The 25,142-nt window shown below is 61.0% G+C and carries 24 protein-coding genes; 15 read left to right on the forward strand and 9 right to left on the reverse strand.

Annotated features, from left to right (window positions below; genetic code table 11):
* The first annotated feature begins 175 nt into the window (after positions 1-175).
* Positions 176-1,027, forward strand: coding sequence for a helix-turn-helix domain-containing protein (locus GJ700_RS04780; protein WP_195763780.1), 852 nt, complete (start codon positions 176-178; stop codon positions 1,025-1,027).
* Positions 1,028-1,101: 74 nt separating this feature from the next.
* Here GJ700_RS04780 and GJ700_RS35850 read toward each other — a convergent pair whose 3' ends face one another.
* Positions 1,102-2,682: a methyl-accepting chemotaxis protein gene (locus GJ700_RS35850; protein WP_371867828.1), complete on the reverse strand. Its 1,581-nt coding sequence runs from the start codon at positions 2,680-2,682 to the stop codon at positions 1,102-1,104.
* A gap of 149 nt (positions 2,683-2,831) precedes the next feature.
* Here GJ700_RS35850 and dinB point away from each other — a divergent pair, with 149 nt between their 5' ends.
* Together dinB and GJ700_RS04795 are read left to right on the forward strand one after the other, a co-directional pair.
* Entirely contained in the window at positions 2,832-3,986 is a 1,155-nt protein-coding gene (gene dinB, locus GJ700_RS04790; protein ID WP_154371489.1) for a DNA polymerase IV, read from the forward strand.
* 66 nt (positions 3,987-4,052) lie between these two features.
* Positions 4,053-4,949 carry a recombination-associated protein RdgC gene (locus tag GJ700_RS04795; RefSeq protein ID WP_154371490.1) on the forward strand — a complete coding sequence of 299 codons (897 nt, stop codon included), beginning with the start codon at positions 4,053-4,055 and terminating at the stop codon, positions 4,947-4,949.
* 36 nt (positions 4,950-4,985) lie between these two features.
* Here the strand turns inward: GJ700_RS04795 and GJ700_RS04800 are convergent, their stop codons facing one another.
* Entirely contained in the window at positions 4,986-5,471 is a 486-nt protein-coding gene (locus tag GJ700_RS04800) for an asparaginase domain-containing protein (RefSeq protein ID WP_154371491.1), read from the reverse strand.
* 148 nt (positions 5,472-5,619) lie between these two features.
* Between GJ700_RS04800 and GJ700_RS04805 the strand changes: the two genes are divergently transcribed.
* Positions 5,620-6,375 (forward strand): L-asparaginase, encoded by a 756-nt coding sequence (locus tag GJ700_RS04805; RefSeq protein WP_154371492.1) that lies wholly within the window; start codon positions 5,620-5,622, stop codon positions 6,373-6,375.
* On the opposite strand, the gene GJ700_RS04810 is transcribed toward GJ700_RS04805, so the two are convergent.
* Positions 6,372-6,989 (reverse strand): TetR/AcrR family transcriptional regulator, encoded by a 618-nt coding sequence (locus GJ700_RS04810; protein ID WP_154371493.1) that lies wholly within the window; start codon positions 6,987-6,989, stop codon positions 6,372-6,374. The two genes, GJ700_RS04805 and GJ700_RS04810, sit on opposite strands and share 4 nt — an antisense overlap.
* A 124-nt stretch (positions 6,990-7,113) precedes the next feature.
* Between GJ700_RS04810 and GJ700_RS04815 the strand changes: the two genes are divergently transcribed.
* Complete coding sequence (locus GJ700_RS04815; protein WP_229506812.1) at positions 7,114-8,148, forward strand: MBL fold metallo-hydrolase; 1,035 nt, start codon at positions 7,114-7,116, stop codon at positions 8,146-8,148.
* On the opposite strand, the gene GJ700_RS04820 is transcribed toward GJ700_RS04815, so the two are convergent.
* Positions 8,149-8,469: a hypothetical protein gene (locus GJ700_RS04820; protein ID WP_154371495.1), complete on the reverse strand. Its 321-nt coding sequence runs from the start codon at positions 8,467-8,469 to the stop codon at positions 8,149-8,151.
* Positions 8,470-8,657: 188 nt separating this feature from the next.
* Positions 8,658-11,156, reverse strand: a complete 2,499-nt coding sequence (locus GJ700_RS04825) for a TonB-dependent receptor (protein ID WP_154371496.1) — start codon at positions 11,154-11,156, stop codon at positions 8,658-8,660.
* A gap of 243 nt (positions 11,157-11,399) precedes the next feature.
* On the opposite strand from GJ700_RS04825, the gene GJ700_RS04830 reads away from it, so the two are divergent.
* The 6 genes from GJ700_RS04830 to GJ700_RS04855 all read left to right on the forward strand — a co-directional run bounded on the left by GJ700_RS04830 (position 11,400) and on the right by GJ700_RS04855 (position 18,782).
* On the forward strand, positions 11,400-12,407 hold the full coding sequence (locus GJ700_RS04830; protein ID WP_154371497.1) for a LacI family DNA-binding transcriptional regulator: 1,008 nt from the start codon (positions 11,400-11,402) through the stop codon (positions 12,405-12,407).
* Between the two features lie 144 nt (positions 12,408-12,551).
* A complete protein-coding gene (locus GJ700_RS04835; RefSeq protein ID WP_371867829.1) occupies positions 12,552-14,879 on the forward strand; it encodes a glycoside hydrolase family 65 protein in 2,328 nt (775 codons plus the stop codon).
* Positions 14,876-15,529: a beta-phosphoglucomutase gene (gene pgmB, locus GJ700_RS04840; RefSeq protein ID WP_154371498.1), complete on the forward strand. Its 654-nt coding sequence runs from the start codon at positions 14,876-14,878 to the stop codon at positions 15,527-15,529. Before GJ700_RS04835 ends, pgmB begins: the two co-directional genes overlap by 4 nt.
* Before the next feature lie 28 nt (positions 15,530-15,557).
* On the forward strand, positions 15,558-16,826 hold the full coding sequence (locus tag GJ700_RS04845) for an MFS transporter (protein WP_154371499.1): 1,269 nt from the start codon (positions 15,558-15,560) through the stop codon (positions 16,824-16,826).
* Between the two features lie 8 nt (positions 16,827-16,834).
* Positions 16,835-17,842 carry a substrate-binding domain-containing protein gene (locus tag GJ700_RS04850; protein ID WP_154371500.1) on the forward strand — a complete coding sequence of 336 codons (1,008 nt, stop codon included), beginning with the start codon at positions 16,835-16,837 and terminating at the stop codon, positions 17,840-17,842.
* Between the two features lie 37 nt (positions 17,843-17,879).
* Positions 17,880-18,782, forward strand: coding sequence for an alpha/beta fold hydrolase (locus tag GJ700_RS04855; RefSeq protein WP_154371501.1), 903 nt, complete (start codon positions 17,880-17,882; stop codon positions 18,780-18,782).
* Here the strand turns inward: GJ700_RS04855 and GJ700_RS04860 are convergent.
* Positions 18,759-19,556 carry an SGNH/GDSL hydrolase family protein gene (locus GJ700_RS04860; RefSeq protein WP_371867830.1) on the reverse strand — a complete coding sequence of 266 codons (798 nt, stop codon included), beginning with the start codon at positions 19,554-19,556 and terminating at the stop codon, positions 18,759-18,761. The two genes, GJ700_RS04855 and GJ700_RS04860, sit on opposite strands and share 24 nt — an antisense overlap.
* Before the next feature lie 106 nt (positions 19,557-19,662).
* Between GJ700_RS04860 and GJ700_RS04865 the strand changes: the two genes are divergently transcribed.
* From GJ700_RS04865 to groL, 3 genes are all read left to right on the forward strand, one after another.
* Positions 19,663-20,292 carry a diguanylate cyclase gene (locus GJ700_RS04865; RefSeq protein WP_154371502.1) on the forward strand — a complete coding sequence of 210 codons (630 nt, stop codon included), beginning with the start codon at positions 19,663-19,665 and terminating at the stop codon, positions 20,290-20,292.
* A gap of 146 nt (positions 20,293-20,438) precedes the next feature.
* A complete protein-coding gene (locus GJ700_RS04870; protein ID WP_154371503.1) occupies positions 20,439-20,756 on the forward strand; it encodes a co-chaperone GroES in 318 nt (105 codons plus the stop codon).
* A gap of 35 nt (positions 20,757-20,791) precedes the next feature.
* A complete protein-coding gene (gene groL / locus GJ700_RS04875; protein ID WP_154371504.1) occupies positions 20,792-22,396 on the forward strand; it encodes a chaperonin GroEL in 1,605 nt (534 codons plus the stop codon).
* Between the two features lie 50 nt (positions 22,397-22,446).
* Here the strand turns inward: groL and GJ700_RS04880 are convergent, their stop codons facing one another.
* The gene (locus tag GJ700_RS04880) at positions 22,447-22,809 is read right to left on the reverse strand and encodes a glyoxalase superfamily protein (protein ID WP_154371505.1); all 363 of its coding nucleotides are present in this window, start codon (positions 22,807-22,809) and stop codon (positions 22,447-22,449) included.
* Positions 22,810-22,870: 61 nt separating this feature from the next.
* Here GJ700_RS04880 and GJ700_RS04885 point away from each other — a divergent pair, with 61 nt between their 5' ends.
* Positions 22,871-23,410 (forward strand): hypothetical protein, encoded by a 540-nt coding sequence (locus GJ700_RS04885; RefSeq protein ID WP_154371506.1) that lies wholly within the window; start codon positions 22,871-22,873, stop codon positions 23,408-23,410.
* Here the strand turns inward: GJ700_RS04885 and GJ700_RS04890 are convergent.
* Complete coding sequence (locus tag GJ700_RS04890; protein WP_154371507.1) at positions 23,407-23,916, reverse strand: DUF4411 family protein; 510 nt, start codon at positions 23,914-23,916, stop codon at positions 23,407-23,409. The two genes, GJ700_RS04885 and GJ700_RS04890, sit on opposite strands and share 4 nt — an antisense overlap.
* Entirely contained in the window at positions 23,913-25,115 is a 1,203-nt protein-coding gene (locus tag GJ700_RS04895; RefSeq protein ID WP_229506796.1) for a DUF8813 domain-containing protein, read from the reverse strand. The genes GJ700_RS04890 and GJ700_RS04895 overlap by 4 nt, the downstream gene beginning before the upstream one ends.
* Positions 25,116-25,142 lie beyond the last annotated feature (27 nt).

The raw sequence follows: 25,142 nt of genomic DNA on the forward strand, positions 1-25,142 counted from the left end.
TGTCATCACGTCTGAAGGAGGCCGAATTATAGACGGGCTTTTTTGGATGTGCAAGTTTTTTTCTATCGTATCGAATCTGCGTCAATATTTGCCAGGATACGATTACCTGGCGCGTCATCGCCGTCAGAGGGGGAATCCGTACAATACGTTTCACCCCACGTGCCAGGAGAGTACCTTGAGCGTTGCCACCCCTGAACAGTATTTCAGCGATTTCTCCGCCGCGCTGCGCTACTGGCGCGGCAAGCGGGGCTACAGCCAGTTGCGGCTGTCGACCGACAGCGGCATTTCACAGCGCCACATCAGTTTCCTGGAAAGCGGCCGCTCGCAACCGAGCCGCGAATTGATTTTAAAACTGGGCGTGGTGCTCGATATCCCGCTGCGCGAGCGCAATGTGATGCTGCTGGCGGCCGGCTTCGCACCCGCTTACCAGGAACGCAAGATGGATGACCCGGAATTGCACGCCGTGAAACAGGCGCTGGACTTCATGCTGGCGCAACAGGCGCCGTATCCCGCGCTGGTGGTGGACCGCTTGTGGAACCTGGTGATGTTCAATGACCCTGCCGCCGGCTTCATGAAATGGCTGCTGGACATGCCGCCCGATGCGCCGATTCCCCGCGACGGCTCCGTCAATGTGCTGAAGCTGATGATGGCGCCCGACGGTGTACGCCAATACGTGCGCAACGAACAGGACGTGGGTGCGGATTTGCTGCACTGGATACAGCGCGAAGCCATGAGCGATGGTCCCGGCAGCGAAGCCACCGCCTTGCTGGCGGAATTGACGGCGCTGGCCGGCCTCGATGGCGCACCGCCGGCGCCCAACCTGGACCGGCGCGCATTGCCGTTCCTGCCAATGCAGATCAGCAAGGATGGCGTGGAATTGAACCTGTTCACCACCATCACGACCCTGGGCACGCCGCATGACGTGACGGTGCACGAATTGCGGCTGGAATCATTCTTTCCGGCTGACGAGGCGTCGGCGGCGTGGTTCCGCGAGCGTGGCTACCTGAAGCACGGCCTTGCCGCGTAGCCGGCGTCAACGCGGCGCCTGCAATGGCGGCAAGCCTGCGGCTTACCGCCCTACGCGGTAGATGCGATGGCCATTTAACGCAGCGCCAGGTTGCGTGCCTGGCTCGCCTGGTGGCCGTGCAGCTTGAATACCGCCACGGCTTCGGCCAGTTGCACCGCCTGTTGCTGCAGGCTCGATGCCGCCGCGGCGGCCTGTTCGACCAGCGCGGCATTTTGCTGGGTGGCCGCATCCATGTCGGTAATGGCGAGGTTGACCTGCTCGATGCCGGAACTCTGTTCCGCGCTGGCGCCGGCAATTTCACTCATGATGTCGGCCACCTGTTTGACGGACGACACGATCTGCTGCATGGTGGCGCCGGCTTCGTCGACCAGCTTGCCGCCCGTGTCCACCTTGGCCACGGAATCGTTGATCAATTCCTTGATTTCCTTGGCGGCGGCGGCGGATCGTTGCGCCAGGGTGCGCACTTCCGATGCGACCACGGCAAAGCCCCGTCCCTGTTCGCCGGCCCTGGCCGCTTCCACAGCCGCGTTCAATGCCAGGATATTGGTCTGGAACGCGATGCCGTCGATGACGCCGATGATGTCGGCGATCTTGCCCGAGCTTTCCTTGATCGAGCCCATGGTGTCGACCACCTGGCTCACCACGTTGCCGCCCTTGTTGGCAAAGTCGGCGGCAAACACCACCAGTTGATTGGCCTGGCGCGCATTGTCGGCATTTTGCTTGACGGTGGACGTCAATTCTTCCATCGATGATGCGGTTTCTTCCAGGCTGGCGGCCTGCTGCTCCGTGCGGCCGGATAAATCATGGTTGCCGGCGGCGATTTCCGCCGACGCCGTGGTGATGGTGTCGGTACCGGTGCGCACGGCGCCGACCGTGCGTGTCAGGCTGGCCACCATGTCTTTCAACGCGTTGAGCAGGCGGCCCGCTTCATCGCGCCGCTCGGTGTCGATCACGACGGTCAGGTCGCCTTGCGCCACGGTTTCCGCCAGGTGCACGGCTTCATTGATCGGCGTGGTGACCGAGCGCGTGATGATGTAGCCGGCGCCCAGCGACAGCAAAATGGCCAGCGCCAGCAGCGACAGCATCAGCGTGGTGGCAAAGCCGGCTGCCGCACTGGCTTCCTGGCCATCCTTTTCCATTTGCTCGGTCTGGTATTTGAGCATGGCGTCGAGCTTGCCGAAATACGCGTTCTGCACCGGGATCACATCCTTGAACAGCGCCTGCACGGCCGCTTCGCGGTCATCGCCCGCCAGCGTCTTCAGCGCTTCGCCGCGTTTGGCGGCATAGGCCTTGAAGGCGTCGCCGGATTCATTGAACATCTGGCGCTCTTCATCCCGCAGCAGGGTGGCGAACTTCGCCGCGCGTTCATCGCCGGCCCGGTCGGCATCGGCCATCTGGGCCAGGAAGGTTTGTGTCTGCGCCGCGTTGGGCGCCAGCATCGCGTTGCGCAGCGCCTGCGCGCCGCGGTTGGCAAAGCTGCGGAATTCATTGGTCAGGGCGACCTTCACATAGCGGTCGTGCAGGATCTGGTCGGTCAGTGAGGCAGTGTGGCGGATGCGGTTGATGCCGACCAGCGACATGATCAGCATGATGACGATGGTCAGGCCGAAGCCCAGTCCGAGGCGCGCACCGATGCGCAGGTTGGACAAGCTCACTGTGATTCCTTTCACGGAGGTTGTGAATGAACGAAGACGCGGATTGTGATCCCAGCTTGCCCGGAATTCATCCATTGCTCAAGTATGTTCTGGACAGCAATGGCTTATAATGCTGTATATAATCCCAGTTATTTGCAACTTCGCCACACATGCCTGCCGCCCGCCGCATCGCCCATCTCGACATGGATGCGTTTTACGCGTCGGTCGAATTGCTGCGCTACCCGGAATTGCGGGGACAGCCGGTGGTCATCGGCGGACGCACGGCGCACCAGCCGGAAGATCTGCCGGATGGCAGCCGCCGCTATTACAGGTTGAAAGAATACGTGGGGCGTGGCGTGGTGACCACGTCGACGTATGAGGCGCGCGCACTGGGCGTGTTTTCCGCGATGGGTATGATGAAGGCCGCCGCGCTGGCGCCGGACGCGATTTTGCTGCCGACGGATTTCGATTCGTACCGCCGCTACTCGCGCCTGTTCAAGGCGGCGGTGGCGCAGGTCGCGCCGCACATCGAAGACCGGGGCATCGATGAAATTTATATCGACTTGACCGAGGTGGAAGGCGAAACGCGGGAACTGGCGCAGCGCCTGAAACATGCGGTGAAAGACGCGACGGGACTGACTTGTTCGGTCGGCATCGCACCCAATAAATTGCTGGCGAAAGTCTGTTCCGACCTGGAAAAGCCGAACGGCCTGACGGTGATCACGATGGACGATGTGCCGGCCCGCATCTGGCCGCTGCCGGTACGGAAAATTAACGGCATCGGTCCCAAGGCCAATGACAAGCTGGCGGCGCTGGGCATTTTTACCGTCGGCGAGCTGGCGGCGGCCGAACCCAAGCTGTTGCAAGAGTATTTCGGCCTGAATTATGCGCAGTGGCTGGCGCGCGTATCGCATGGCCACGATGAACGCATGGTGGCCACCAGTTCGGAACCGAAAACCGTGAGCCGGGAAACCACGTTCGAGCGCGACTTGCACGCCAGGCATGACAAGGAAGTACTGTCGGAAATTTTCACGCGGCTGTGCATGCGCCTCGGCGAGGATTTGCAGCGCAAGCGTTGCGTGGGCCGCACGGTGGGCATCAAGCTGCGCTACGCGGACTTTCATACCGTCACGCGCGATGTCACGTTGCCCGTGCCGACTTGCGACGGCGCCGCCATCCGGCGCGCGGCGGGCGAATGCCTGCGGCGCGTGCCGCTGGACCAGCGCTTGCGCTTATTGGGCGTGCGCGTCAGTGCGTTGTCGAGCATCGATGAACTGGCGCAGCATGATGTTGCAACACAAGGTGAACTTTTTTCCGACCTTTAAGAAGTGGGTGGGGCGGCGTGTAAAATGTCGTTCCCCCAGAATTAGCTGAACAAGGCAAACAACCGTATGTGGTTCAAAAATCTACAAATTTACCGTCTGCCCGCACCCTGGGCATTTACTCCTGAACAACTCGAAGCGGCGCTGGCGTCGAACGCGTTCACGCCCGCCAGCAGCAATGAGTTGCTGCGCCAGGGCTGGGACAAGCCGCGTCCGAACGGCGGCCTGGTGCACGTGGTGAACAAGCAGATGCTGATTCTGCTGGGCACGGAGAAAAAGCTGTTGCCGGCCACCGTCATCAACCAGGTGGCCAAGGCCCGTGCCGCGGAAATGGAAGAAGCCCAGGGCTTTGCTCCCGGCAAAAAAGCCATGAAAGAATTGAAAGAACGCGTGGCAGACGAATTGCTGCCACGCGCCTTCTCGATCCGTGGCAACGTATGGACGTGGATCGACCCGGTCAACGGCTGGCTGGTGGTCGATGCGGCCAGCCCGGCCAAGGCCGATGAAGTGATCAAGCTGCTGCTGAAGGCAGTGGACCGCATGCCGCTGGAAAGCTTGCGCGTGAACCGTTCGCCGGTGGGCGTGATGACGGAATGGCTGCAGGCCGACGACGCGCCGGCGGGCTTCACGGTCGACATGGACACGGAACTGCGCGCCACGGGCGAAAGCAAGGCCGCCGTGCGCTATGTGCGTCACACGCTGGAAGCGGATGAAGTGCGTCGCCACATCGCGTCCGGCAAGCAGTGCACGCGCCTGGCGATGACGTGGGACAGCAAGATTTCGTTCACGCTGACGGAATCGCTGGCGCTGAAAGGCATCAAGCCGCTGGACGTGCTGAAGGAAACGGAAAACAGCACGCGCAACGACGACGAGCGCTTCGATGGCGACTTCATGCTGATGACGGGCGAACTGTCGAAGCTGATGGCCGACGTGGTGGAAGCCCTGGGCGGCGAAGCCAAGGCATAAAAAATTCGGGGCCTGCGGGCCCCGGTTTTTTTGCGATTACAGGTTCTGGAACACGCCGGCGGCGCGGTTCTTTTGCACGTCATCCCATGGGAAGACCTTGCCGTTCATGGCGACATAGACGCCCGGCGTGAGGATTTGCGCGACGCCGCACGCGAAGCCCAGGTTGAACAGGGCGTCGGAATTGGCGATTTCATACGGGATCATCGCGCCGGTCAGCACAATGGTGCTTTCCAGGTTGGCCGCGCCCAGCACGGCGGCGGTTTCTTTCATCGTATCGGTGCCGTGGATGATGACGATGGCGTGTTCCTTGGCGGCCTGGCACGAGGCCAGGATGCGCTGGCGGTCCGCGTCCTGCATATCGAGCGAATCCATCAGCGGCAGCAATTCCAGCGCCGGGTTGATCGTCATGCGGGAGCGGGCAATCGCTTGCGGCAGGTGGCTGTCGGCGAAGCCCAGGGTGCCGTTCAATTCATTGTAATGTTTATCGAACGTGCCGCCGGAGGCGATGATACGCAGTGTCATGATGTCATTCCATGGGTGAGCAAGGACAGAATGATAACGCGAAGCGGGGGCGCAGGAAACATTCCGCATTTGCGCGCATGGCGGGCTGGAAAGTCCGGTATCCTGCGACTACACTGGTTTCTTTGTTCTGGCTCCATCGGCATTCCCAATGAAAGCACTCGCACCCGGCACTGTTATTTTCCACCGCTTCCGCGGCTACGGCGTGATCACGGCGGTCAACCTGTTGACCGGCTGGATCTCGGCCCGCTTCGGCGGCGAGGCGCGCGCGCTGGATTTGAATTTATCGACCGATGAAGTGCAGTTTGCCGATGGCGAAGCGATTTTATTCCGCCGCGCGCCGCCGGACCGCATGCCGCATGCGCGCCTGATGGCCGTGGTGCGCGCGCTGCACCAGGCCGGGTACCAGAAGCTGTACCTGCATACGTGGCCGAAACCATCGGGCCTGCACTGGCGCTGGCACTTATTCACGGGGCCGCGCGACTGGATGCAGCGCTCGTGGCGCGAAGGGTGGTATGGCTCGGGCGCGGACTACAACGTCAATCCCGTCATGGGCTGGGGCGACAACCCCGGTGCGGACACGGATGAATTGATCCACGCGCTGGCGAAATTCGATCCGCAGGGTTTGGCGCAGGCGCTGGGCCGCGATGAAGACCACACGGCGTGGTTTGCCATGGTGTGCGATGCGCTGCTGCCCGGCTACATGTACAGCCTGGACATGCAGCGCCCGAATGGCGGGCCGCTGACGGACATGCCGCCGCTCCCCGTGGTGCCCGTGCGCGTCGGCTTGCCTCCGTATGGTGGTCCGGAGCTGCCGTGGCCGCCCGGCTGGTCAGGTTTGTGGAGCCGTGTGCACGCGATGCCGCTGCCGAAACCGAATTTCACGGGGATACCCGAAACCCCTTAAGCCTTGGCGTAATACGCCAGAAACATGTCCGCCGTGGTCGCCACCAGCCCCTGCTGGCTGGCCGTATCCAGCGGCGGCTGGCCCATCGTCACCTGTGGCCAGAAGGCGAACGCCTTCAATTGTCCCTGCAACATGTGTGCGGCAAATGCGGGATCCACCGGTTTGAGCTTGCCGTCGGCCAGCGCCGCCCGTATCCACGCGGTCATGCCGCCTTCCTTGTCGGACAGCTTTTCCACCATTTCCCGCGCCCGCTCGGGCCGCAAAATCCCTTCCGCAATGGCGACACGCGCCAGGTCCAGGAAATACTGGTCTTGCAGCAAAGCCATTTTCTGACCCAGCAATTCAACCAGTTGTGTGCGCAAGTTCACATTCGGCTGGTAGCGGAATGCTTGTAACGGGGCGCTGCTGTCCCAAAGTTCTTGAAGAATGTGATCGAACAAGTCGTCTTTGCTGGGGAAATGGTTGTACACCGTGCGTTTCGATACGCCGGCAGCCAAAGCGATCTTGTCCATGCTGGTGGCGTCGAAGCCGTGGGTACGGAATTCCGCCACGGCGGCTTCGACAATGGCCTGCCGCTTACGGTCGGTCAGGCGCTGGGGGGCGATAGGTTCCATATGAAGTATTTTACACCGGGTAGTTTACTTTTTCAAAAAACGAAACTACACTGTGCAGTATACTTTTTGAAGCCTTCCCATGAAACGCGCCTTGACGGCCCTGCTAACCGGAGTGTTAATGACCATGACTTACTGCACGATCAATGCGAAAAACATCGCTGTACCAGACCTGGAGTATGTCTCGCCGCAGCAGATCGACGGGCGCTTCAGGAATCCGAAACCGATGCACCGCATGGGTGTGATGGGCACATTGCGCGTGATGTGGCAAATGGCGTTTGAAAAGCCTGCCGACACCGTGCCGGACCGCGCGATTCCCGTACAGGCGCTGACGGCGGCCCAACTGGCCGCGGCGCCCGACCACAGCGTGTTCCGCCTCGGCCACTCCACGATGCTGTTGAAACTCGATGGCGGCCTGTGGCTGACGGACCCGGTGTTTTCCGAGCGCGCCTCGCCGGTGCAGTGGCTGGGGCCTCAGCGTTTCCACGCGCCGCCGATCGCCATCGAAGACTTGCCGGACATTAAGGGCGTGATCCTGTCGCACGACCATTACGACCACCTCGACCATGCGGCCGTGCTGGCGCTGGCGCCCAAGGTGGAGTGGTTCATTACGCCGCTGGGTGTGGGCGATACGCTGATCCAGTGGGGCGTGCCGGCAGCGAAGATCAGGCAGCTGGACTGGTGGCAATCCACGTCGGTGGGCGGCGTGCGCCTGAGCGCCACCCCGGCCCAGCATTTTTCCGGCCGTGGTTTGTTGGACGGGAACAAGACGTTGTGGGCATCGTGGGTGATCCAGACCGGCGGCCGGCGTATCTTCTTCAGCGGCGACACCGGCTATTTCGACGGGTTCAAAGCCATCGGCGACAAGTTCGGCCCCTTCGACCTGACCATGGTCGAGACCGGCGCCTACGATCCGCAATGGCCGGACGTGCACATGCTGCCGGAACAAACCATGCAAGCGCACATCGATTTGCGGGGCAAAGTGCTGCTGCCGATCCATAACGGCACCTTCGACCTGGCGCTGCACGCGTGGACCGACCCGTTCGAGCGTATTACCGCGCTGGCGGCGGAACGGGGCCAGGCCGTGGTGACGCCGGAAATCGGTCAAATGCTGGACGTGACACAGCCGGGCGCAACGGCTCAGTGGTGGAAAACGCCTTAACTAAGCAACAATATTGATGACGCGTCCCACAGTTTGCCCTTGCGCATTGAGCTGGGGCGCGCGCGGCAACGCATCGGGCGGGACTTCGGTGGTAAAGGCGCGGTCCAGCCGGACCGGCGCCGCAGTGGGCGTGGCGGCGCTTTCCGCCTGCCGTTCGGCTTTCTGGTTGCCGGACAATTGTTCCTTGTCGCGGTTCAATTGCACTTTACTGTCTTCGAGGCGGCGGGCGTCCTGGTCAACGCGCGTCTGATCCTGCTGAACTTTGCGTTCAGCAAGGGCTACCGCGTTGCGCAGCGATTCGACGGACGAAACGGAAACCACGTGGACACCTCTTGACGGCTAGCGGAAGGCCCGGCGATTTCAGGACGTGGCGACGCGGAACCACCGGCTGTGTTCATCAGTAAGGGTAGGCCAAAATGACAATTTGTGCCAGTGGGGGCAAGAAAAAAGGCAAGACCGGAGGGGGGCTCGGTCTTGCCTGAAGTACTACAGGGAGAGGATTGCGGGGATCAGAAGCGGTACAGCAGCGACGCCTCGATCGCGCGGCCAAACAGTGGGCGGGCATTGATCGGGCCGGAGCTGGCGCCGGTCAGGCGCGAATTCCCTTCCGTCAGGCCCACCGCATTATTCAGGTTGGTGCCGGCCAGGCGCACTTCGACTTTTTCACCCAGTTGCAGCAGCACGCCCAGGTCCAGCGTGTGGTACGACGGCAGGTATTGCGTGTTGGCCTGGTCGGCCCAGCGCGAACCGATCGACGTGTAGGTGCCGTACAGTTTCAGGTTGTTGTCTTCGCCCAGCGGGATGCGGTACGTCGGCGTGAAGCGGAACTGCAGCTTTGGCTGGCGCTGTACCAGCTTGCCGTCGGTGGCCGGATTGTCCTTGTACTTCGACTTTTGATAATCGCCCGTCAGCGACAGCGTCAGGTTCTGGATCGGACGCACGGCTACTTCGAATTCCACGCCGCTGCCCTTGGAACCGCTGACGGAATTCAGGATCGTCCCGTTCGACAGGATTTGCTGGAATGCGATGCCGTCGAATTGCGTGTGGAAGGCATTGATGTATGCGCTGTACAACTGGCCCACGGTCTTGAAGCCCACTTCCAGCTGTTTGACGGTTGGCGTCGGGTTCTGGTTGCGGTCGTCCACGTTGGCTTGCGTGCCGGCGTTGCGCAGCGTGTCGAAGGCGATGAACGTGTGGCCGGAATTGGCGCGCGCAAAGATGCTGGAATCCTTGGTCAGCTTGTAATTGCCGCCGATCGTGAACGACGTCGCGGTATCCTTGCGGCTCAGCGCCGTGTACGAACCGCTCGGCATCGACGTGCCATTGTTGTACACGGTCAGCAGGTTGTTGTCCGTGTCGCCGGAAATCAAATTCGACACGCTGCCGCTGATCTTCTGGCGCTCGCGGCGGATCCCCGCGTCGACCTTGATGGTGTCGCTGACTTTCCATTCGTTCGACACATAGAACGCGGTATTGCTGCCGTCATACGACGCGTTTGGCGCAAAGAACACGGGGCCTTCCTTGCCGTTGTTGGAAACGACGACGCCGTTGTTCAGTTTCACGTTGATCAGGCTGGCGTTCGGCGTGGCCGTCATCAAATGGCTGCTGCCCAGGTACCACGTATCGGCTGCCGTGTAGTTGGCGAAGTAGGCGCCCACCGTCACGGTATTGTTGGGCAGCCATTCGCGGCTGATGCGCAATTCGTCGGTGAACGATTTCATTTGCTTTTCCACCGCCCACAGGCCGGCCTGCACCACTTGCGTGCTGTCGGCCACCGGGGCGCCGCCCGTGACGAAGGTGGCGTTGGCCGACGTGGCCGTGCGGCCCGCCGCCGCCAGCACGGCCGCGTTGCCGTTGGCCGAGGCGATGGCCTGGGTTTTATAGGCGCCCATCGTCAGCGGGTTGTTCCCCGTGAACATGGCGATGGTGTTCATGTCGCCATCGAAGCGGTTGAACTTGTTCGACACATTCCAGCCGGCGAATTTCTGGTCGAATTCCGCACCGAATACCGTGGCTTTCAAGCCGCGGCCATCGCCCAGGTCATAGGTCAGCGTCTTGCCCGGCGCGGCTTCCACCGTGAAGCGGCGCATTTCATTGCTCATCAGCGTACCCTTGAGCGGATCGAAGCCGGGGAAGGACGTGATGGTGCGGCCTTCGTTGGCGGAGATCAGCGGCACGCCCGTGTAAAACGCGTTCTTGTCATTGGTGCTGCGCGCATACAGCGTCAGTTCGCCCTGGTCCAGTTTCCGGGTCAGGGTGGCCGTCATCTGGTGGCCGTCGTCGGCCGGGAAGCCGGAATCGCGCACGCCGTGCGTGGTGCGGTAAAAGCCGCCCACGCTGGCATACCAGCCGTCGCTGAGCTTGCCGCCGTAGTACAGGTCGACGCGGCGCAATTCACCCGTGCCTGTCGTGAAGCGCACCGAGCCTTCCGGCGTGTCGGTGCCCTTTTTCAGGATGAAGTTCATGGTGGCGCCAGGCTGGCCATCCGAGAAGATGGTGCTGGGGCCGCCGCGCAACACTTCCACGCGCTCGATGGTGTCATCCAGGCGGAACGCGGACGACCCTTCGAAGAACGACAGCGTCGGTACCGGGTAAATCGGGTTGCCCTGCAACTGCACGGACACGAACGGCGAATCGGAGCCGGAAGGGAAACCGCGCACTTCAATGTTGGCGCCGGACTGGCCGCCGGTGGCTTCCGCATACACGCCCGGCACCAGTTTCAGCACGTCGGCCGTGCTGCTGGGCGACGCGGCTTTCAACTGTTCTTCGGTGGCGGTGGTGATGGAAAACGCGGAATCGAGTTTGCGCACGCCGCGCGATGCGGCCACGCCGGTCACCACCACGGTTTGCAGCTCGGCCGCAACGGCGTCTTTCTTTGCAGAGGCGGGGGCCGGGGAGTCGGCGGCCGGTGCGGCTGCCTGCTCAGGTGCATCGGCGGCTTGCGCCTGGCCAATCAGGGTCAGCACAGCCAGCGTGACTGACGATAACAGGAACTTATTCGGGCTCATAGCTTTAGCTTTCTTGTCGGTATGTGTCGTGTCGTCTCCTGGACATTGCGCCACCCCGGGAGAGTTTGCAAGGCGGCTGTCCACACGCTTCCGCTTATGTCTTTTGCGAAAGTTTGGCCATTAAAAACCCAAATGATATCGATGTCAATCGAAATGATATCGATGTCATTTTTCTTGTGCATTTCAAAAAACCTGTCATAATGCGCCGCAAGGACAAGCAAAAAACGATTACAAAGAGTACCAATGGCGGCAAACAAGAGTGCTATCCGCAACAGCGACGCGGGCCTGACCATGGAAGACCTGGCCCGCATGGCCGGCGTGTCCAAGATCACGGTATCCCGCGCCTTGCGCGACAGTCCGCTGGTGACGCCTGAAACGCGGGAAAAGATACGGCAGTTGGCATCCGAACAGGGCTACCGCCTGAATGTGAGCGCGCGCAATTTGCGCATGCGCCGCAGCTATTCGGTGGCCGTGGTGGTGGAAATGACGCCCGTGAAGGGACGTCCCATGTCGGACCCGTACCCGCTGGAACTGTTGGGCGGCATTACCCAGGAATTGACCACGGCCGGCTACAGCGTGGTGCTGACGTCCAAGCATTTGCTGGACACGGCGCCGGTGCAGGGCGCCGATGGCATGATCCTGCTGGGCCAGGGCTCGCACAGTGAAGCGGCGCATGCGCTGCAAACGACGACCTTGCCGCTGGTGGTGTGGGGCGCGCCGGAACCGGGCGGCCATTACGTCGTCGTGGGCAGCGACAACCGCGCCGGCGGCGCCAGCGCCGCGCAGCGTTTCATCGAGCAGGGGCGGCGCAAGCTGGTGTTCCTCGGTGACGTGGACCACGCGGAAGTGCAGGAGCGCTGCGCCGGTTTTATCGGCGCCATCGGTGACCAGGGTTCCGTGCATATCCTGCGGCCGAAAGCGTTTACGTTTGAAGCGGGCTTTGAATGCATGTCCGCGCTGTTGAGGAAGAAGGGGACGATTGTGGACGGCGTGTTTGCCGCCAGCGATACCCTGGCCATGGGTGCGATCCGCGCGCTGGCTGAAAAAGAATTGCGCGTGCCGGAAGCGGTATCGGTCATCGGTTACGACGATACGCCCAGCGCCGCCAGTTTCGTGCCGCCACTGACCAGCGTGCACCAGTACTTGCGCGACGGCGGCGTGCTGCTGGCGAAGAAAATGCTGGCGCTGATCGAGGGCCAGCCGGTGCAGTCGGAAATGCTGCCCACCACGCTGATGGTGCGGCAGACTTGATGTCGGCTTATTGCGATTGCATGCCGATTTGATGTAGCTGTAGCGCCGCCATGGCGCGATTTCCCCCATTTTTGTAGCAAACGACCGCAGCCCGGTTTTTATCCTGAAATTCAAACCGGTTTGAATTACGCAAAGGACCGCATCGTGCCATCTGACGCCCTGAAACACACCTATCCACTGGAACCGTGGTGCATCCGCGAAACCGCTTTCGATACGGCTTCGCACTTCCTCGACGAGACCCTGTTCGCGCTGGGCAACGGCTACATCGGCCTGCGCGGCACCCACGAGGAAGGCTATACGGGACCGCAGGGCACGTCACTGGACGGCACGTACCTGAATGGTTTCTACGAATCGGAATCCATTCACTATCCCGAAAACGCCTATGGCCTGGCGCGCACCAACCAGTTCATGCTCAATGTGCCGAATGCCAAGGGCATCGCACTGTGGCTCGAAGACGAGCGCTTCGATCCGTTGCACGGCACGCTGGACAGTTATGAACGGGTGTTGGATTTCCGCACAGGCCAGTTGCGCCGCACCCTGGAATGGACGTCGCCGCAGGGCCGCAAGGTTTCCATCAGCAGCCGCCGCCTCGTCAGCTTCGCGGAAAAGCATTTGTTTGCGATCGAGTACGACGTGACGCCGCTGAATTTTTCCGGCGCCATCATGCTGGTGTCGACCATCAACGGCGTCGTGAAAAACCTGGAAGCGGGAGACGATCCGCGCGTGGGTTCCGCGGTTTCCGGCCGTTCGCTGGTGCTGGCCGACATCGAACAGTCGCCGCATTTTTCCGCGCTGGCGCAGCGTACCGTCAACAGCGGCTTCATGCTGGTGACGGCAGCGCAAACCGAAGTGCGCGGCGTGGCCGAAGTGGCGCTGGCGCGCAACGGCGAATACCTGGAACAGAGTTACCGCGTCGCGGCGATCCAGAATGAAACCGTGCGCCTGACGAAATACGGTTGCTATTTCACGTCGCGCGATTATCCGGATAATGAATTGATGGCGCGCGCCAAGGCCACGCTGGCGATCGCGTCGGCGTCCGGCTTCCGCGCACTGGCGTCCGAACAGGAACGCTACCTGGCCGATTTCTGGCGCCACGCCGACGTGGAAATCGCGGGCGACGACGCGCTGCAGCAGGGCATGCGCTTCAACCAGTTCCACCTGCTGCAATCGGTGGGGCGCGACGGCAAGACCAATATCTCGGCCAAGGGCGTGACGGGCGAAGGCTATGAAGGCCACTATTTCTGGGACACGGAAATCTACATCTTCCCGTTCTTCCTGTATTCGAAACCGGACATCGCGCGCAAGCTGCTGGAGTACCGCTACGCGGGCCTGCAGCTGGCGCGTGAGCGGGCGCGCCAGATGTCGCATGCCAAGGGCGCGCTGTACCCGTGGCGCACGATTGCCGGTGTCGAGTGTTCCGCCTATTACCCGGCCGGCACCGCGCAATACCACATCAATGCCGACATCGCGTATTCCATCAAGCTGTACATCGAAGCCACCAACGATGAGGAATACCTGCTGAACTGTGGCGCGGAAATCGTCATGGAAACCGCGCGCATCTGGATGGGCCTGGGCCACTTCGACCGCCAGGGCCGCTATTGCATCAACGAAGTGACGGGGCCGGACGAATACACGGCGCTGGTCAACAACAATTACTACACCAACGCGATGGCGAAGATGCACCTGGAATTCGCGGCATCGATCGCCGAGCGCCTCGAACGCGAATGGCCGCAGCACGCGCAACGCATCGCCAGGGCCGTCGCGCTGGAAGAAGGCGAGCCGGCGCTGTGGCGCCGCGCCGCGAGCTGCATGCATTTGCCGTACGACGAAGCGCTGCGGATTCACCCGCAGGACGACAGTTTCCTCGACAAGAAAGTGTGGGACTTCGCGAATACGCCGAGTGACAAATATCCGCTGCTGCTGCATTACCACCCGCTGGTGATTTACCGCCACCAGGTCTGCAAGCAGGCCGACGTGGTGCTGGCGCTGCTGCTGCTGTCCGACCAGTTCTCGCTGGACGACAAGCGGCGCGACTTCGATTACTACGAAGCCGTGACGACGCACGATTCATCGCTGTCGTCGTGCATCTTTTCCATCATCGCGTCCGAAGTGGGCTACCGCGACAAGGCCTATGCGTACTTCATGGAGACCGCGCGCCTGGACCTCGACAACACGCATGGCAATACCCACTACGGCGTGCACACGGCCGCCATGGCGGGCACGTGGATGGGCGTGGCGTATGGCTTTGCCGGCATGCGCGTGGTCGATGGCGACCTGCGTTTCGCACCGGTGCTGCCGGAGCAATGGACGCATTACCAGTTCAACGTGCACTTGCGCGACTGCCTGCTGCAAGTGCGCGTGGAGCAAGGCTGTACCACGTACCGGTTGCTGCAGGGGGCGGCGCTGGCGTTTTCCCACCAGGGCCAGCGCGTGGCGCTGACCGTCAACTCTCCTGTGAAGGAATGCCAATGAACACCCCGCATGAAAAATACGATGCCGTGATTTTCGACCTCGACGGCGTGATCACCGATACGGCGCGCTACCATTACCTGGCGTGGATGCGGCTGGCGTCCACCCAAGGCGTGCACTTCGATGAGGAATTCAATGAACAGCTCAAGGGCATCGACCGCATGGGGTCGCTGGAGCGTATCCTGATGGCGGCCACGCGCCAGTATTCGCTGGCGGAAAAGCTGGCGCTGGCGGAAGAAAAGAATGCGCAATATGTGGCGCTGATCGCCAACATGACGCCGGACGATTTGCTGCCCGGCGCCGTGCGGGCGCTGGACAGTTGCCGCGCGGCCGGCATGAAGGTCGGGCTGGCGTCCGTCAGCAAGAATGCCTTTACGGTGCTCGATAAACTGGGCATCGCGGATAAATTCGATTACGTGGTCGACGCCGCCAAGCTGGCGCGCGGCAAGCCGGACCCGGAAATCTTTTTGAACGCCGCCAGCGTGCTCGACGTGGCGCCGTCCCGCTGCCTCGGCGTGGAAGATGCGGTGGCCGGCGTGGCGTCGATCAAGGCGGCCGGCATGACGGCGGTCGGCATTGGCGATCCCGCCGTGCTGGCGCAGGCGGATTTCGTGATACCGGCGCTGACCCGTTTTGACCTGAACGACTACTAAAATAAAGCAGCACGGGGGAGACCGTACCATGAACAAGCAACGCATCCTGTTTGCGTTATTCCTGATTTACTTTGTGTTCGCCATCCTGCTCAACAGCGTGGGCACGGTGATCCTGCAAGTGATCAACAATTATGGCGTCAGCAAATCCGCCGCCAGCGTGCTGGAAGGATTCAAGGATTTGCCGATTGCCGTGGTGTCGTTCATGGTGGCGTCGTTCCTGCCCCGTATCGGCTACAAGAAAGCCATGCTGGCGGGGCTGGCGCTGGTCAGCGTGGCATGTGCGCTGATGCCGCTGTTGCCGGCGTTCGCCACCGCCAAGCTGCTGTTCTTTTGCACCGGCGTCGCGTTCGCGCTGGTGAAGGTGTCCGTGTATTCCACCATCGGTCTGGTGGCGGACAACCGCCGGCAGCACGCCGGTATGATGAACATGCTGGAAGGCTTTTTCATGGTGGGCGTGCTGTCGGCGTACTGGCTGTTCGGCCATTTCATTGATTCGTCCAATCCGGCATCGGCCAACTGGTTGCAGGTGTACTGGGTGCTGTCGGCCCTGTGTGCGCTGACGTTCGTGCTGGTGCTCACCACGCCGTTCGATGAACATGCGGCCGCGCCGCCGCGCGACAGCTCGCTGGCGCAAGACTTTGCCGCCATGCTGAAGCTGTTTTTCAAGCCGCTGGTGTGCGTGTTCGTGCTGACGGCGTTCCTGTACGTGCTGATCGAGCAGGCCGTTGGCACGTGGCTGCCGACGTTTAACAATGAAATCCTGATGCTGCCGGCCGCCATGAGCGTGCAGGTGACCAGCATCTATGCCGGCTGCCTGGCGGTCGGCCGCTTGTCAGCCGGCGTGCTGATGCGCCGCCTGCACTGGTATCCGGTCATGAATGCATGCGTGCTGGGCATGGGCGCGATGGTCTTGCTGGCGCTGCCGCTGACGCATGGTGTTGTACAAAACCAACAGGTGACGTGGGCCACGGCGCCCATCGCCGCCTTCCTGTTTCCACTGATCGGACTGTTCATGGCACCGATTTATCCGGGCATCAATTCGGTCATGCTGAGCTCCCTGCCGAAGCATCAACATTCAGCAATGACGGGCTTGCTGGTGATTTTTTCCGCATTGGGCGGCACCACCGGGTCGCTGGTGACGGGTTATGTTTTTGGCACGTTCGATGGCCGTTTCGCGTTTTACCTGACCCTGGTCCCGATCTCTATCATCTTGATTATGTTGCATTTTTTCAAGAAATCCGTCGATGCGGGGAGTGAAGAAGTTGACAGTCCGGCTATAATGCCCGGTCAGACCTAAGCACTATCATGAACCTGAAGAGCCTCGCCAACTTGCTTGGCATGTCCAAAACGACGGTCAGCCGCGCCCTGAACGGCTATCCCGAAGTCAACGCCATGACGCGTGAACGCGTGCTGAAAGCAGCGCGCGAAGCGGGCTATGAAGCCAACCCGATGGCGCGCAGCCTGGCGGTCGGCCGCACCAATGTGTACGGCATCATTTATCCGCTGCTGCCGTCCGACCTGGGCGATCCGATGTTCCTCGACACCGTCGGCGGCATGACGGAAACGCTGGAAGCGCGCAAGATGAACTTCATCATCGGCCCCGTTTCGGCGGGCAATGAGCTGGACGCCTATGAACAGATCGTGCGCGGACGCCGGGTCGACGGCCTGGTGGTGAGCCGCACGCAGTTGCACGACGAGCGCATTGCCTACCTGTTGAAAGTACGCTTCCCGTTCGTCGCCCATGGCCGCACCAAGGTCGATGCGCCGTATGCGTGGTTCGACTATGACAATGAATCGGGCATCCGCCTGGCGACGCGGCATTTGCTGTCGCACGGGCACCAGCGCATCGCGCTGCTGTCGGCGCCGCTGGACATGAACTTTGCGTGCCAGCGCAAAGAAGGCTTTATTGCCTGCATGGCGGAAGCGGGCCTGACGCCCGATCCGCGCCACATGATTCCCAATACGATGGACCGCCGCAGTGGTTACCAGGGCATGCAGCAATTGCTGGAATGCTCGCCCCGGCCGACCGCCGTGATCGTCGACAACCACCTGTCCGGCGTGGGCGCGATGCGCGCGCTGCTCGATGCGGGTGTCGAAGTGGGCAAGGATATTTCCATCATCGTGTGGGGTTCGATGGCCGATACGCTGGCCGGCATCAACGTCACGACGGTCGACCAGCCCGACCCGCGCGCGGCCGGCGCAAAAATGATCGACATGCTGCTGGCGCTGTCCGGCGGCGCCGCGCCCGAAACCTTGCAGGTGCTGTGGCAGCCCGTGCTGGTGCCGGGAGCGACTGTGGGGCGGCCGGTCTAACCGGATTTACAATGCATGGGACCCTGTGGAGGTGACCATGTTTGACGGTTTTGAGCGCGGCCTGGCCGATATCGGCGGCATTCCCATCAACTATGTGAAAGGCGGCAGCGGTCCGCCGTTGCTGCTGTTGCACGGTCATCCGCAAACCCTGGCCATCTGGCACAAGGTCGCGCCTGAACTGGCGCGCCGTTTCACGGTGATTGCCGCCGACTTGCGCGGTTATGGCGACAGCGGCAAGCCGCCGGGTTTGCCGGACCACGGCAATTACGCCAAGCGCGTGATGGCGCTCGATCAACTGGGTCTGATGCGCCACTTCGGTTACGAACGTTTTGCCGTATTGGCGCATGACCGCGGTGCGCGCGTGGCGTACCGCATGGCGCTCGATCATCCCGATGCGGTGACGCGGCTGGTGCTGCTCGATATCGCGCCGACGCTGGCAATGTACGAACAGACCACGATGGCGTTCGCCACCGCTTACTTCCACTGGTTTTTCCTGATCCGTCCCGCACCGTTCCCGGAACTGGCCATCAGCGCCAATCCCGACGCCTACCTGAAAGCCACGATGGGCAGCCGCAGCGCGGGACTCGCGCCGTTTGCGCCACAAGCGTATGCCGAATACCTGCGCTGCCTGCAAGACCCGGCCACCGCGCATGGCATCTGCGAAGACTACCGCGCATCCGCCACCATCGACCTCGAACATGAGCGGGCCGACCTGGCGGCAGGCCGCAAGATCAACTGCCCCCTGCTGGTGCTGTGGGGCGCGCAAGGCACGGTGGCGCAATGCTTCGATCCGCTGGCCGAGTGGCAGCCGCTGGCCGCCGATGTGCGCGGCATGGCGCTGCCGTGCGGCCATTACATCCCGGAGGAAGCGCCGGACTTGCTGCTGGAGCAGGCGATGCCGTTCCTGTTGGCAGCATCAGGTCAAGCCGATGGCGGTTAACACCGGCAGCCATTTTTGCCGGGCGATTTTCTTGAAGCCGGATTCCTTCGGGTGCAATTCATTGACCCAGTCTTGTGGCGTGAGCGTTCCGGCGCTTTCCACTAAAAACACGCGGTTCGGGTCGATGGCGGTCAGCACCCGCAATTTCGTAGTCATCCGGTCGATCAGGTAGCGGATGCAATCGGCCTGCAGCGCTGTGGGAACTTGCGCGTCATCGAGCGCCGGCTTGAGCCAGCCGCTGTTGCCGCCAAAAGGGCCTTTGCCGGTCGGTTGTGCATAGTCATAGTTATGCAGCACGATTTTCGCGGCCGGCGGCACCGATGCCATGATTTGCCCGATCAGCGCGCGATGGCTGTCGGCGGTTTTGGTCATCAGCCATTCGAGGGTGCGGGCATCGTTACCGGGCCTGAAGCATTGTTCCGGCGTCGTCGCCTGCGAGCAGTCGTCATTCAACATAGGGCGCAAGTCGTTAAACCCGGCAAAGTCATTGCCGCCGCCGCTGATGAACACGGCCGATAACGACGGGCCATGCAAACCCAGTTGGCGCCTGACGTCCTTGCGGTACTTGCCCTCGACGTAGTCGAAGGCTTCCGCACCATTGTTGCCCACGGCGAGGATGTAATGGTCGGCATTGACCAGCTTGCCCAACTGGTTGATCAGCGAACCGCCGGGCAGCGGAAACCAGAACCACGAATCACCAATGGCCAGGATCGAAGGGTTGCCGCCATCGGCAGTCGAGGCATCCCACGACCAATAAACATTATCCAGCTTCACAACGCCTCCTGCATCAGATGGTGGTGCGGCGAGTATCTCAGGAAGCAAATTATAATGAATTTGCTATTTGATTCTTGTTCACCTGCTTGAATCGGAGACCAACCACATGCACATTTTCGATACCGTTTCCGCCCAGGTATCCGCCATGGGCTTGCCTCTGTATGCCGTCAGCGCAACACGTGTCAACCTGCCCGATACGCCGCTGCTGCTGTTCCTCCACTGGCATGGCTTCCGCCGCGCGACGCCGCTGCAACTGGAAGGCGTCGACTTGCCGGCCCGCCCCGTGCCCAGTTCCGCCTTCCAGTTTGATGGACCGTGGGCCACCGGCACCGCGGCCGAAGAAGACGTGCTGGATGCGGCGTGGCGGCTGGGCGCGTGGAGCGTCGAACGGTTGCAGCAGCGCGCCTGTAACACGCCGGGCGCGCGCGCCAGCGAAGCGTACGCGTGCCGTCTGGCCTTCGGCGACAATGCGGCCGACTACCCGGACGAACCGGTGCTGGCGTCGGAATTGCCGGCGCGCGAACAGTTGATGGAGCTGGCCGCGCGCAAAGGGTATTCGCGCTGGCTGTTCCAGCCCGTCAAAGGCGGATTGTGGGCCGGCATTGGTCCCGGCGACGACAGCCTGGCGTCGGACGGCGGGCGCCAGTCCGATTGCCCGGTGCGCCCGGCGCCGGCCGGTGGCGATGCGCGGCTGGTCTACCAGCTGGACCATATCGAGCACCTCATCCTGCCTTGATACATTTTGTTACACATGGCCTTGAGGCATGGCCTTGAAAACCGGATTGGAAAAACATACTTCGGGAATCGCTGAAGTAACGGCTCTAGCTTTGTCTGGACCGATTCACTTTGGAATGATCTGACAACACATTGGAGATTGAAGCGATGAATATTCGTCCCCTCTATGACCGGGTTATTGTTAAGCGAATTGAGCAACAACGCCAAACCGCCTCCGGCATCGTCATTCCCGACTCCGCCACGGAAAAACCCGAGCAGGGTGAAGTACTGGCCGTCGGCCATGGCAAGGCACTGCCTGACGGCACCGTGCGTGCACTGGCAGTCAAGGTTGGCGACTCCGTCCTGTTCGGCAAATACGCCGGCCAGACCGTCAAGTTCGATGGCGAAGAGTTGCTCGTGATGCGCGAGGAAGACATCCTCGGGGTGATTGAGCACACCCGCGCCGCAGCCAAAGCTGCCGCCTGACCCCTGACCTGACTGAGACCATACGGAGAAAAAACATGACTGCGAAAGACGTACAATTCCATGACGACGCACGCGCCCGTATCGTAAAAGGCGTCAACGTGCTGGCCAATGCCGTGAAAGTCACGCTGGGCCCGAAAGGGCGCAACGTGGTGATCGACCGCAGCTTTGGCGCGCCGACCATCACCAAGGACGGCGTATCGGTCGCGAAAGAAATCGAACTGAAAGACCGCCTGGAAAACATGGGCGCCCAGGTGGTGAAACAAGTCGCCTCCAAGACTGCCGACGTGGCGGGTGATGGCACCACCACGGCGACCGTGCTGGCGCAATCCATCGTGCAGGAAGGCATGAAATACGTGGCGGCCGGCATGAACCCGATGGACCTCAAGCGCGGTATCGACCAGGCTGTCGCGGCGGCGATTGACGAGCTGAAAAAGATCTCGCGTCCGATCGCCACCAACAAGGAAATCGCCCAGGTCGGTTCGATTTCCGCCAACTCCGATAGCGCGATTGGCGACATCATTGCCCAGGCCATGGAGCGGGTCGGCAAGGAAGGCGTCATCACCGTGGAGGACGGCAAGTCGCTTGAGAACGAGCTCGACGTCGTGGAAGGCATGCAGTTCGACCGCGGCTACCTGAGCCCTTACTTCATCAATGACCCTGACAAGCAGCTGGCGAAGCTGGACGATCCGCTGGTGCTGCTGTACGACAAAAAGATCGGCAACATCCGCGACTTGCTGCCGGTACTGGAAATGTCCGCCAAGGCCGGCAAGCCGCTGTTCATCGTGGCCGAAGACGTGGAAGGCGAAGCGCTGGCCACGCTGGTGGTGAACTCGGTGCGCGGCATCCTGAAAGTGGCGGCAGTGAAGGCGCCGGGCTTCGGCGACCGCCGCAAGGCCATGCTGGAAGACATCGCGATCCTGACCGGCGCCACCGTGATTTCCGAAGAAACCGGCCTGACGCTGGAAAAAACCACGCTGGACCAGCTGGGCAGCGCGAAGCGCATCGAAGTGCAGAAGGAAGCCACCACCATCATTGATGGCGCCGGCGAACAGCAGCGCATCGATGCGCGGGTGGCGGCCATCCAGTCGCAGATCGAGCAGGCCACCAGCGACTACGACAAGGAAAAACTGCAGGAGCGTGTCGCCAAGCTGGCCGGCGGCGTGGCCGTCATCAAGGTGGGCGCCGCGACCGAGGTGGAAATGAAGGAAAAGCGCGACCGCGTCGACGATGCGCTGCACGCCACCCGTGCGGCGGTGGAAGAGGGTATCGTGCCGGGCGGCGGCGTCGCGCTGCTGCGCGCCCGCGCCGCCATCGCCAAGCTGAAGGGCGCCAATCCCGACCAGCAGGCGGGCGTGCAAATCGTCCTGCGTGCGCTGGAAGAGCCGCTGCGCGTGATCGTCGCCAATGCCGGCGAAGAGGCATCCGTCGTGGTGGCGAAGGTCATCGAAGGCACCGGCAACTTCGGCTACAACGCCGCCACCGGCCAGTATGTCGACCTGGTGGAAAACGGCGTGATCGACCCGACCAAGGTGACCCGCACGGCATTGCAAAACGCCGCGTCGATTGCGTCGCTGATCCTGACCACGGAAGCGACCGTGTCGGAAGCGCCGGCGGAAGAGAAGGCGGCTGAAACGGCATAAGCGTGCGCTGATAACCAGGCCGGCTGTTGCTGGCCTGGTTATCCCTGTGACTATTGCGGCGGTGCGTGGAAACGCAATCGGTTGCCGAACGGATCGGCGATCGTCATTTCACGCGCCCATGGTTGTTCGATGATGCCGGGCCGCGCATAGCGGTAGCGTTTCGCGGACAGCTCCGCATGCAGTGCATCGATATCGTCTACCCGCACGATGACCGTCGATCCCGGCGCCGCATCGCCGTGGTGTTCGCTCAGGTGCAGCACAAGGTCGCCACGCCTGATTTCCATGTACAGCGGCGTATCCGGCTCGAAGCGGTGTCCCCATTCCATGGTGAAGCCGAGAAACTCCACATAAAACTCGCGGGCCTTGTCTTCGGAAAAGCTGCGCAGGACGGGGATGGGGGCGGAAAGGCGCATGGGGGTGACTTTGCTTGTTTGATAAGTTGGGCTGCACATTATCACGTTAAAGCAAGCATCCATGAAACCATTGCGACGTACCGTATTGGCGGCAGCATTCCTGCCGTTTGCAGACAGTGTTTTCGCACTGCCGGCGCAGCCTGCAGCGCTGCATCCCACTAACTGCGTGCAACTCTTTGGAAAATTCCTGCAAAACCGTGGCCTGCGCATGCCGCGAATAACACCACGGCAAATGATGGATGCCGTGTTGGAGTTTTACCGGACCGTGCCCACCGTGGGTCTCGACCAGGGACCGCAAGCCGATATGCTGTTGTATCAGTGGGGCGTCTTCAATTGGGGTAAAGGGGAGAATTTTGAGTTCGACCTGACACGCCAGTTCATCGAACCCAACACCAGTAGCGACCATGGCATGAGCCAACTGCAATTCACGGCAAATTTCGCGCCGACCAGTGCGCTACGGGGAATCAAGGTATCCAACCGGTGGTGCGAATCGAAAAGCGACGTGCAGAAATTTGCGTCATTTATCCAGGCTAGCGAGGCTTTTAAGGCGTTGAAGGATATAACGCCGGTTTCTATGAACCTGGAGTGGATAGAGTTTTAGGTCGTTACCGGTACACCCAAGATAAATCTTGCTTCAAGCCTTGAGAGCATGTCGAAGGTGTTCATCCAGTCAATCCCGAATTGTTCGCATACATTCGGGATCAGGAATTTCCTTTTGGCGTTGGGGTTGTATGCTTCGTGCGTGACCACGGTGCCATGCGTGGCCATGGCTTTGGCGATCAGCCAGGGATCGGCGCCCGAGAGAAAGTCTTCGACTGCGCCGGCCTTCATTTGCGCGCTTTGGGACACGATCAGATTCGCTATCTGGGCAAAGCAGGTTTGCGTACCCACGTCATCAACGCCAATGAAGAGCGCAGGATAGTCTTTCGCCCAGTCGGCGAGTTCGTCATCGCCTTTTTTCAATTCATCGCCAACCATGGAGATGCTGGCGACATCATTCGATGCGAATTTCTGACGTAGCCATTGCCAATATGCTGGACAGACCGTCATGTTGTAGTAGCGGTTCTTGGCTTCAACAAATGTGTTCGTGTCCAGTAGGTAAATCATTCGTTCACCTTTTCTGCAAAAGTCCGAATCTTGGCTGGCTGCATCCCTAGCAACTTGCCCGCATCACGCAGCAATAGTCTGCCGCTGAGGGCTTCTGACAACACAGCATGGCTGAAGCGTTTGCTGTTTCTGGCTGCTGCCGTTCGGTAGTAGCTGCCGCCGCTGCCTTTCTTCGCACGGTAAGCATTCAACTCATCCATATAGTGTTTGCTGTACTCATCGCGAGAAATAAAACCAAGGTCGCATGCCCGGCGTGCAATGACCAGTTTACTGACGCAGAAGAACGACGAAAGTTCCGTTAGCATTCGGCTCAAGTCTTCAGACTTGCGCCACACCTGAGTTAGCTTTGCCTGTGGCACCAGAAATTCGCCGGCGACTGCATTGCAAAATAGCTCCTCTTTCCGGCTGTTCGCTGGCGACACGCTGGAAATGCCGGTACTGCCGATCCAGATGTGGGCAAGTTCATGCAGCAAAGTAAATATGCGTGCGGCGGGAGCGTCGGCCAGGTTGATGAAGACCACAGGGGCAAATTTATCACTGATGGCAAAGCCACGGAACTCACCCACATCGAGTTTGCGGTGGGAATTACCTGCCACTGTGCCGCTGCGCATCACCAAAATTCCCGCAGCATCGGCTCCAGCGATCAGGTAACGCAGGAGTTCATCGGTTTGCAGCCGTGCACTTCCTTCTGGATATCCAATCACAGAACGGATATCTGCGACGACGGCGGCAATACTAGTGGCCGTGGAGAATTTACCTACAAACGATAGGGGAGCAATCTCCTGGGCTTTCAGGTATTCCAGATACCATTCCTGTTTGCGTAGCACGTCACGTACAGTCTCCAGTAAATCAAGACTGGGCCTGGCCAAAGGTGCTCCGCCTACCGTCCGTAGATCGGGTAACGGTAATTCGTCTTTGGGAGGCTCCCGCAGAAACAGGTAACCGAAAGGAACGTGGGCCAGCGTGGCCCATTGCTGCGCTTGACGAAAGGTCGGACTGCTTTCCCCTGCTTCCCACGACAATATCTTTTCCTCTCTCACAGGAAGGCTTTGCGCAACGTCAGCCTCAGTCAGTCCCGCGCGGCGGCGGGACCAGGACATTAAGCTTGGATTGACAAGGGCGAGGCTCATGTTGTGCAAAATATAATCAGAGAAAAGGGGCTTATTTGGCATTGTAGCCGTGTTGCGCATCCACTTCATTAGATCAGTGTCCCGGCCCTAAGTTCA

It is taken from the genome of Pseudoduganella rivuli, assembly GCF_009674485.1.
GTDB lineage: Bacteria > Pseudomonadota > Gammaproteobacteria > Burkholderiales > Burkholderiaceae_D > Rugamonas > Rugamonas rivuli_B.

Bases quoted from the DNA above. Each gene is read 5' to 3' on its own strand.
- GJ700_RS04800 (WP_154371491.1), bottom strand. From the start codon at position 5,471: ATGACACTGCGTATCATCGCCTCCGGCGGCACGTTCGATAAACATTAC.
- groL (WP_154371504.1), top strand. From the start codon at position 20,792: ATGACTGCGAAAGACGTACAATTCCATGACGACGCACGCGCCCGTATC.
- dinB (WP_154371489.1), top strand. From the start codon at position 2,832: ATGCCTGCCGCCCGCCGCATCGCCCATCTCGACATGGATGCGTTTTAC.
- GJ700_RS04880 (WP_154371505.1), bottom strand. From the start codon at position 22,809: ATGCGCCTTTCCGCCCCCATCCCCGTCCTGCGCAGCTTTTCCGAAGAC.
- GJ700_RS04850 (WP_154371500.1), top strand. From the start codon at position 16,835: ATGAACCTGAAGAGCCTCGCCAACTTGCTTGGCATGTCCAAAACGACG.
- GJ700_RS04895 (WP_229506796.1), bottom strand. From the start codon at position 25,115: ATGAAGTGGATGCGCAACACGGCTACAATGCCAAATAAGCCCCTTTTC.
- GJ700_RS04890 (WP_154371507.1), bottom strand. From the start codon at position 23,916: ATGATTTACCTACTGGACACGAACACATTTGTTGAAGCCAAGAACCGC.
- GJ700_RS04885 (WP_154371506.1), top strand. From the start codon at position 22,871: ATGAAACCATTGCGACGTACCGTATTGGCGGCAGCATTCCTGCCGTTT.
- GJ700_RS04815 (WP_229506812.1), top strand. From the start codon at position 7,114: ATGACTTACTGCACGATCAATGCGAAAAACATCGCTGTACCAGACCTG.
- GJ700_RS04870 (WP_154371503.1), top strand. From the start codon at position 20,439: ATGAATATTCGTCCCCTCTATGACCGGGTTATTGTTAAGCGAATTGAG.
- GJ700_RS04845 (WP_154371499.1), top strand. From the start codon at position 15,558: ATGAACAAGCAACGCATCCTGTTTGCGTTATTCCTGATTTACTTTGTG.
- GJ700_RS04810 (WP_154371493.1), bottom strand. From the start codon at position 6,989: ATGGAACCTATCGCCCCCCAGCGCCTGACCGACCGTAAGCGGCAGGCC.
- GJ700_RS04830 (WP_154371497.1), top strand. From the start codon at position 11,400: ATGGCGGCAAACAAGAGTGCTATCCGCAACAGCGACGCGGGCCTGACC.
- GJ700_RS04805 (WP_154371492.1), top strand. From the start codon at position 5,620: ATGAAAGCACTCGCACCCGGCACTGTTATTTTCCACCGCTTCCGCGGC.
- GJ700_RS04795 (WP_154371490.1), top strand. From the start codon at position 4,053: ATGTGGTTCAAAAATCTACAAATTTACCGTCTGCCCGCACCCTGGGCA.
- GJ700_RS04865 (WP_154371502.1), top strand. From the start codon at position 19,663: ATGCACATTTTCGATACCGTTTCCGCCCAGGTATCCGCCATGGGCTTG.
- GJ700_RS04855 (WP_154371501.1), top strand. From the start codon at position 17,880: ATGTTTGACGGTTTTGAGCGCGGCCTGGCCGATATCGGCGGCATTCCC.
- pgmB (WP_154371498.1), top strand. From the start codon at position 14,876: ATGAACACCCCGCATGAAAAATACGATGCCGTGATTTTCGACCTCGAC.
- GJ700_RS04825 (WP_154371496.1), bottom strand. From the start codon at position 11,156: ATGAGCCCGAATAAGTTCCTGTTATCGTCAGTCACGCTGGCTGTGCTG.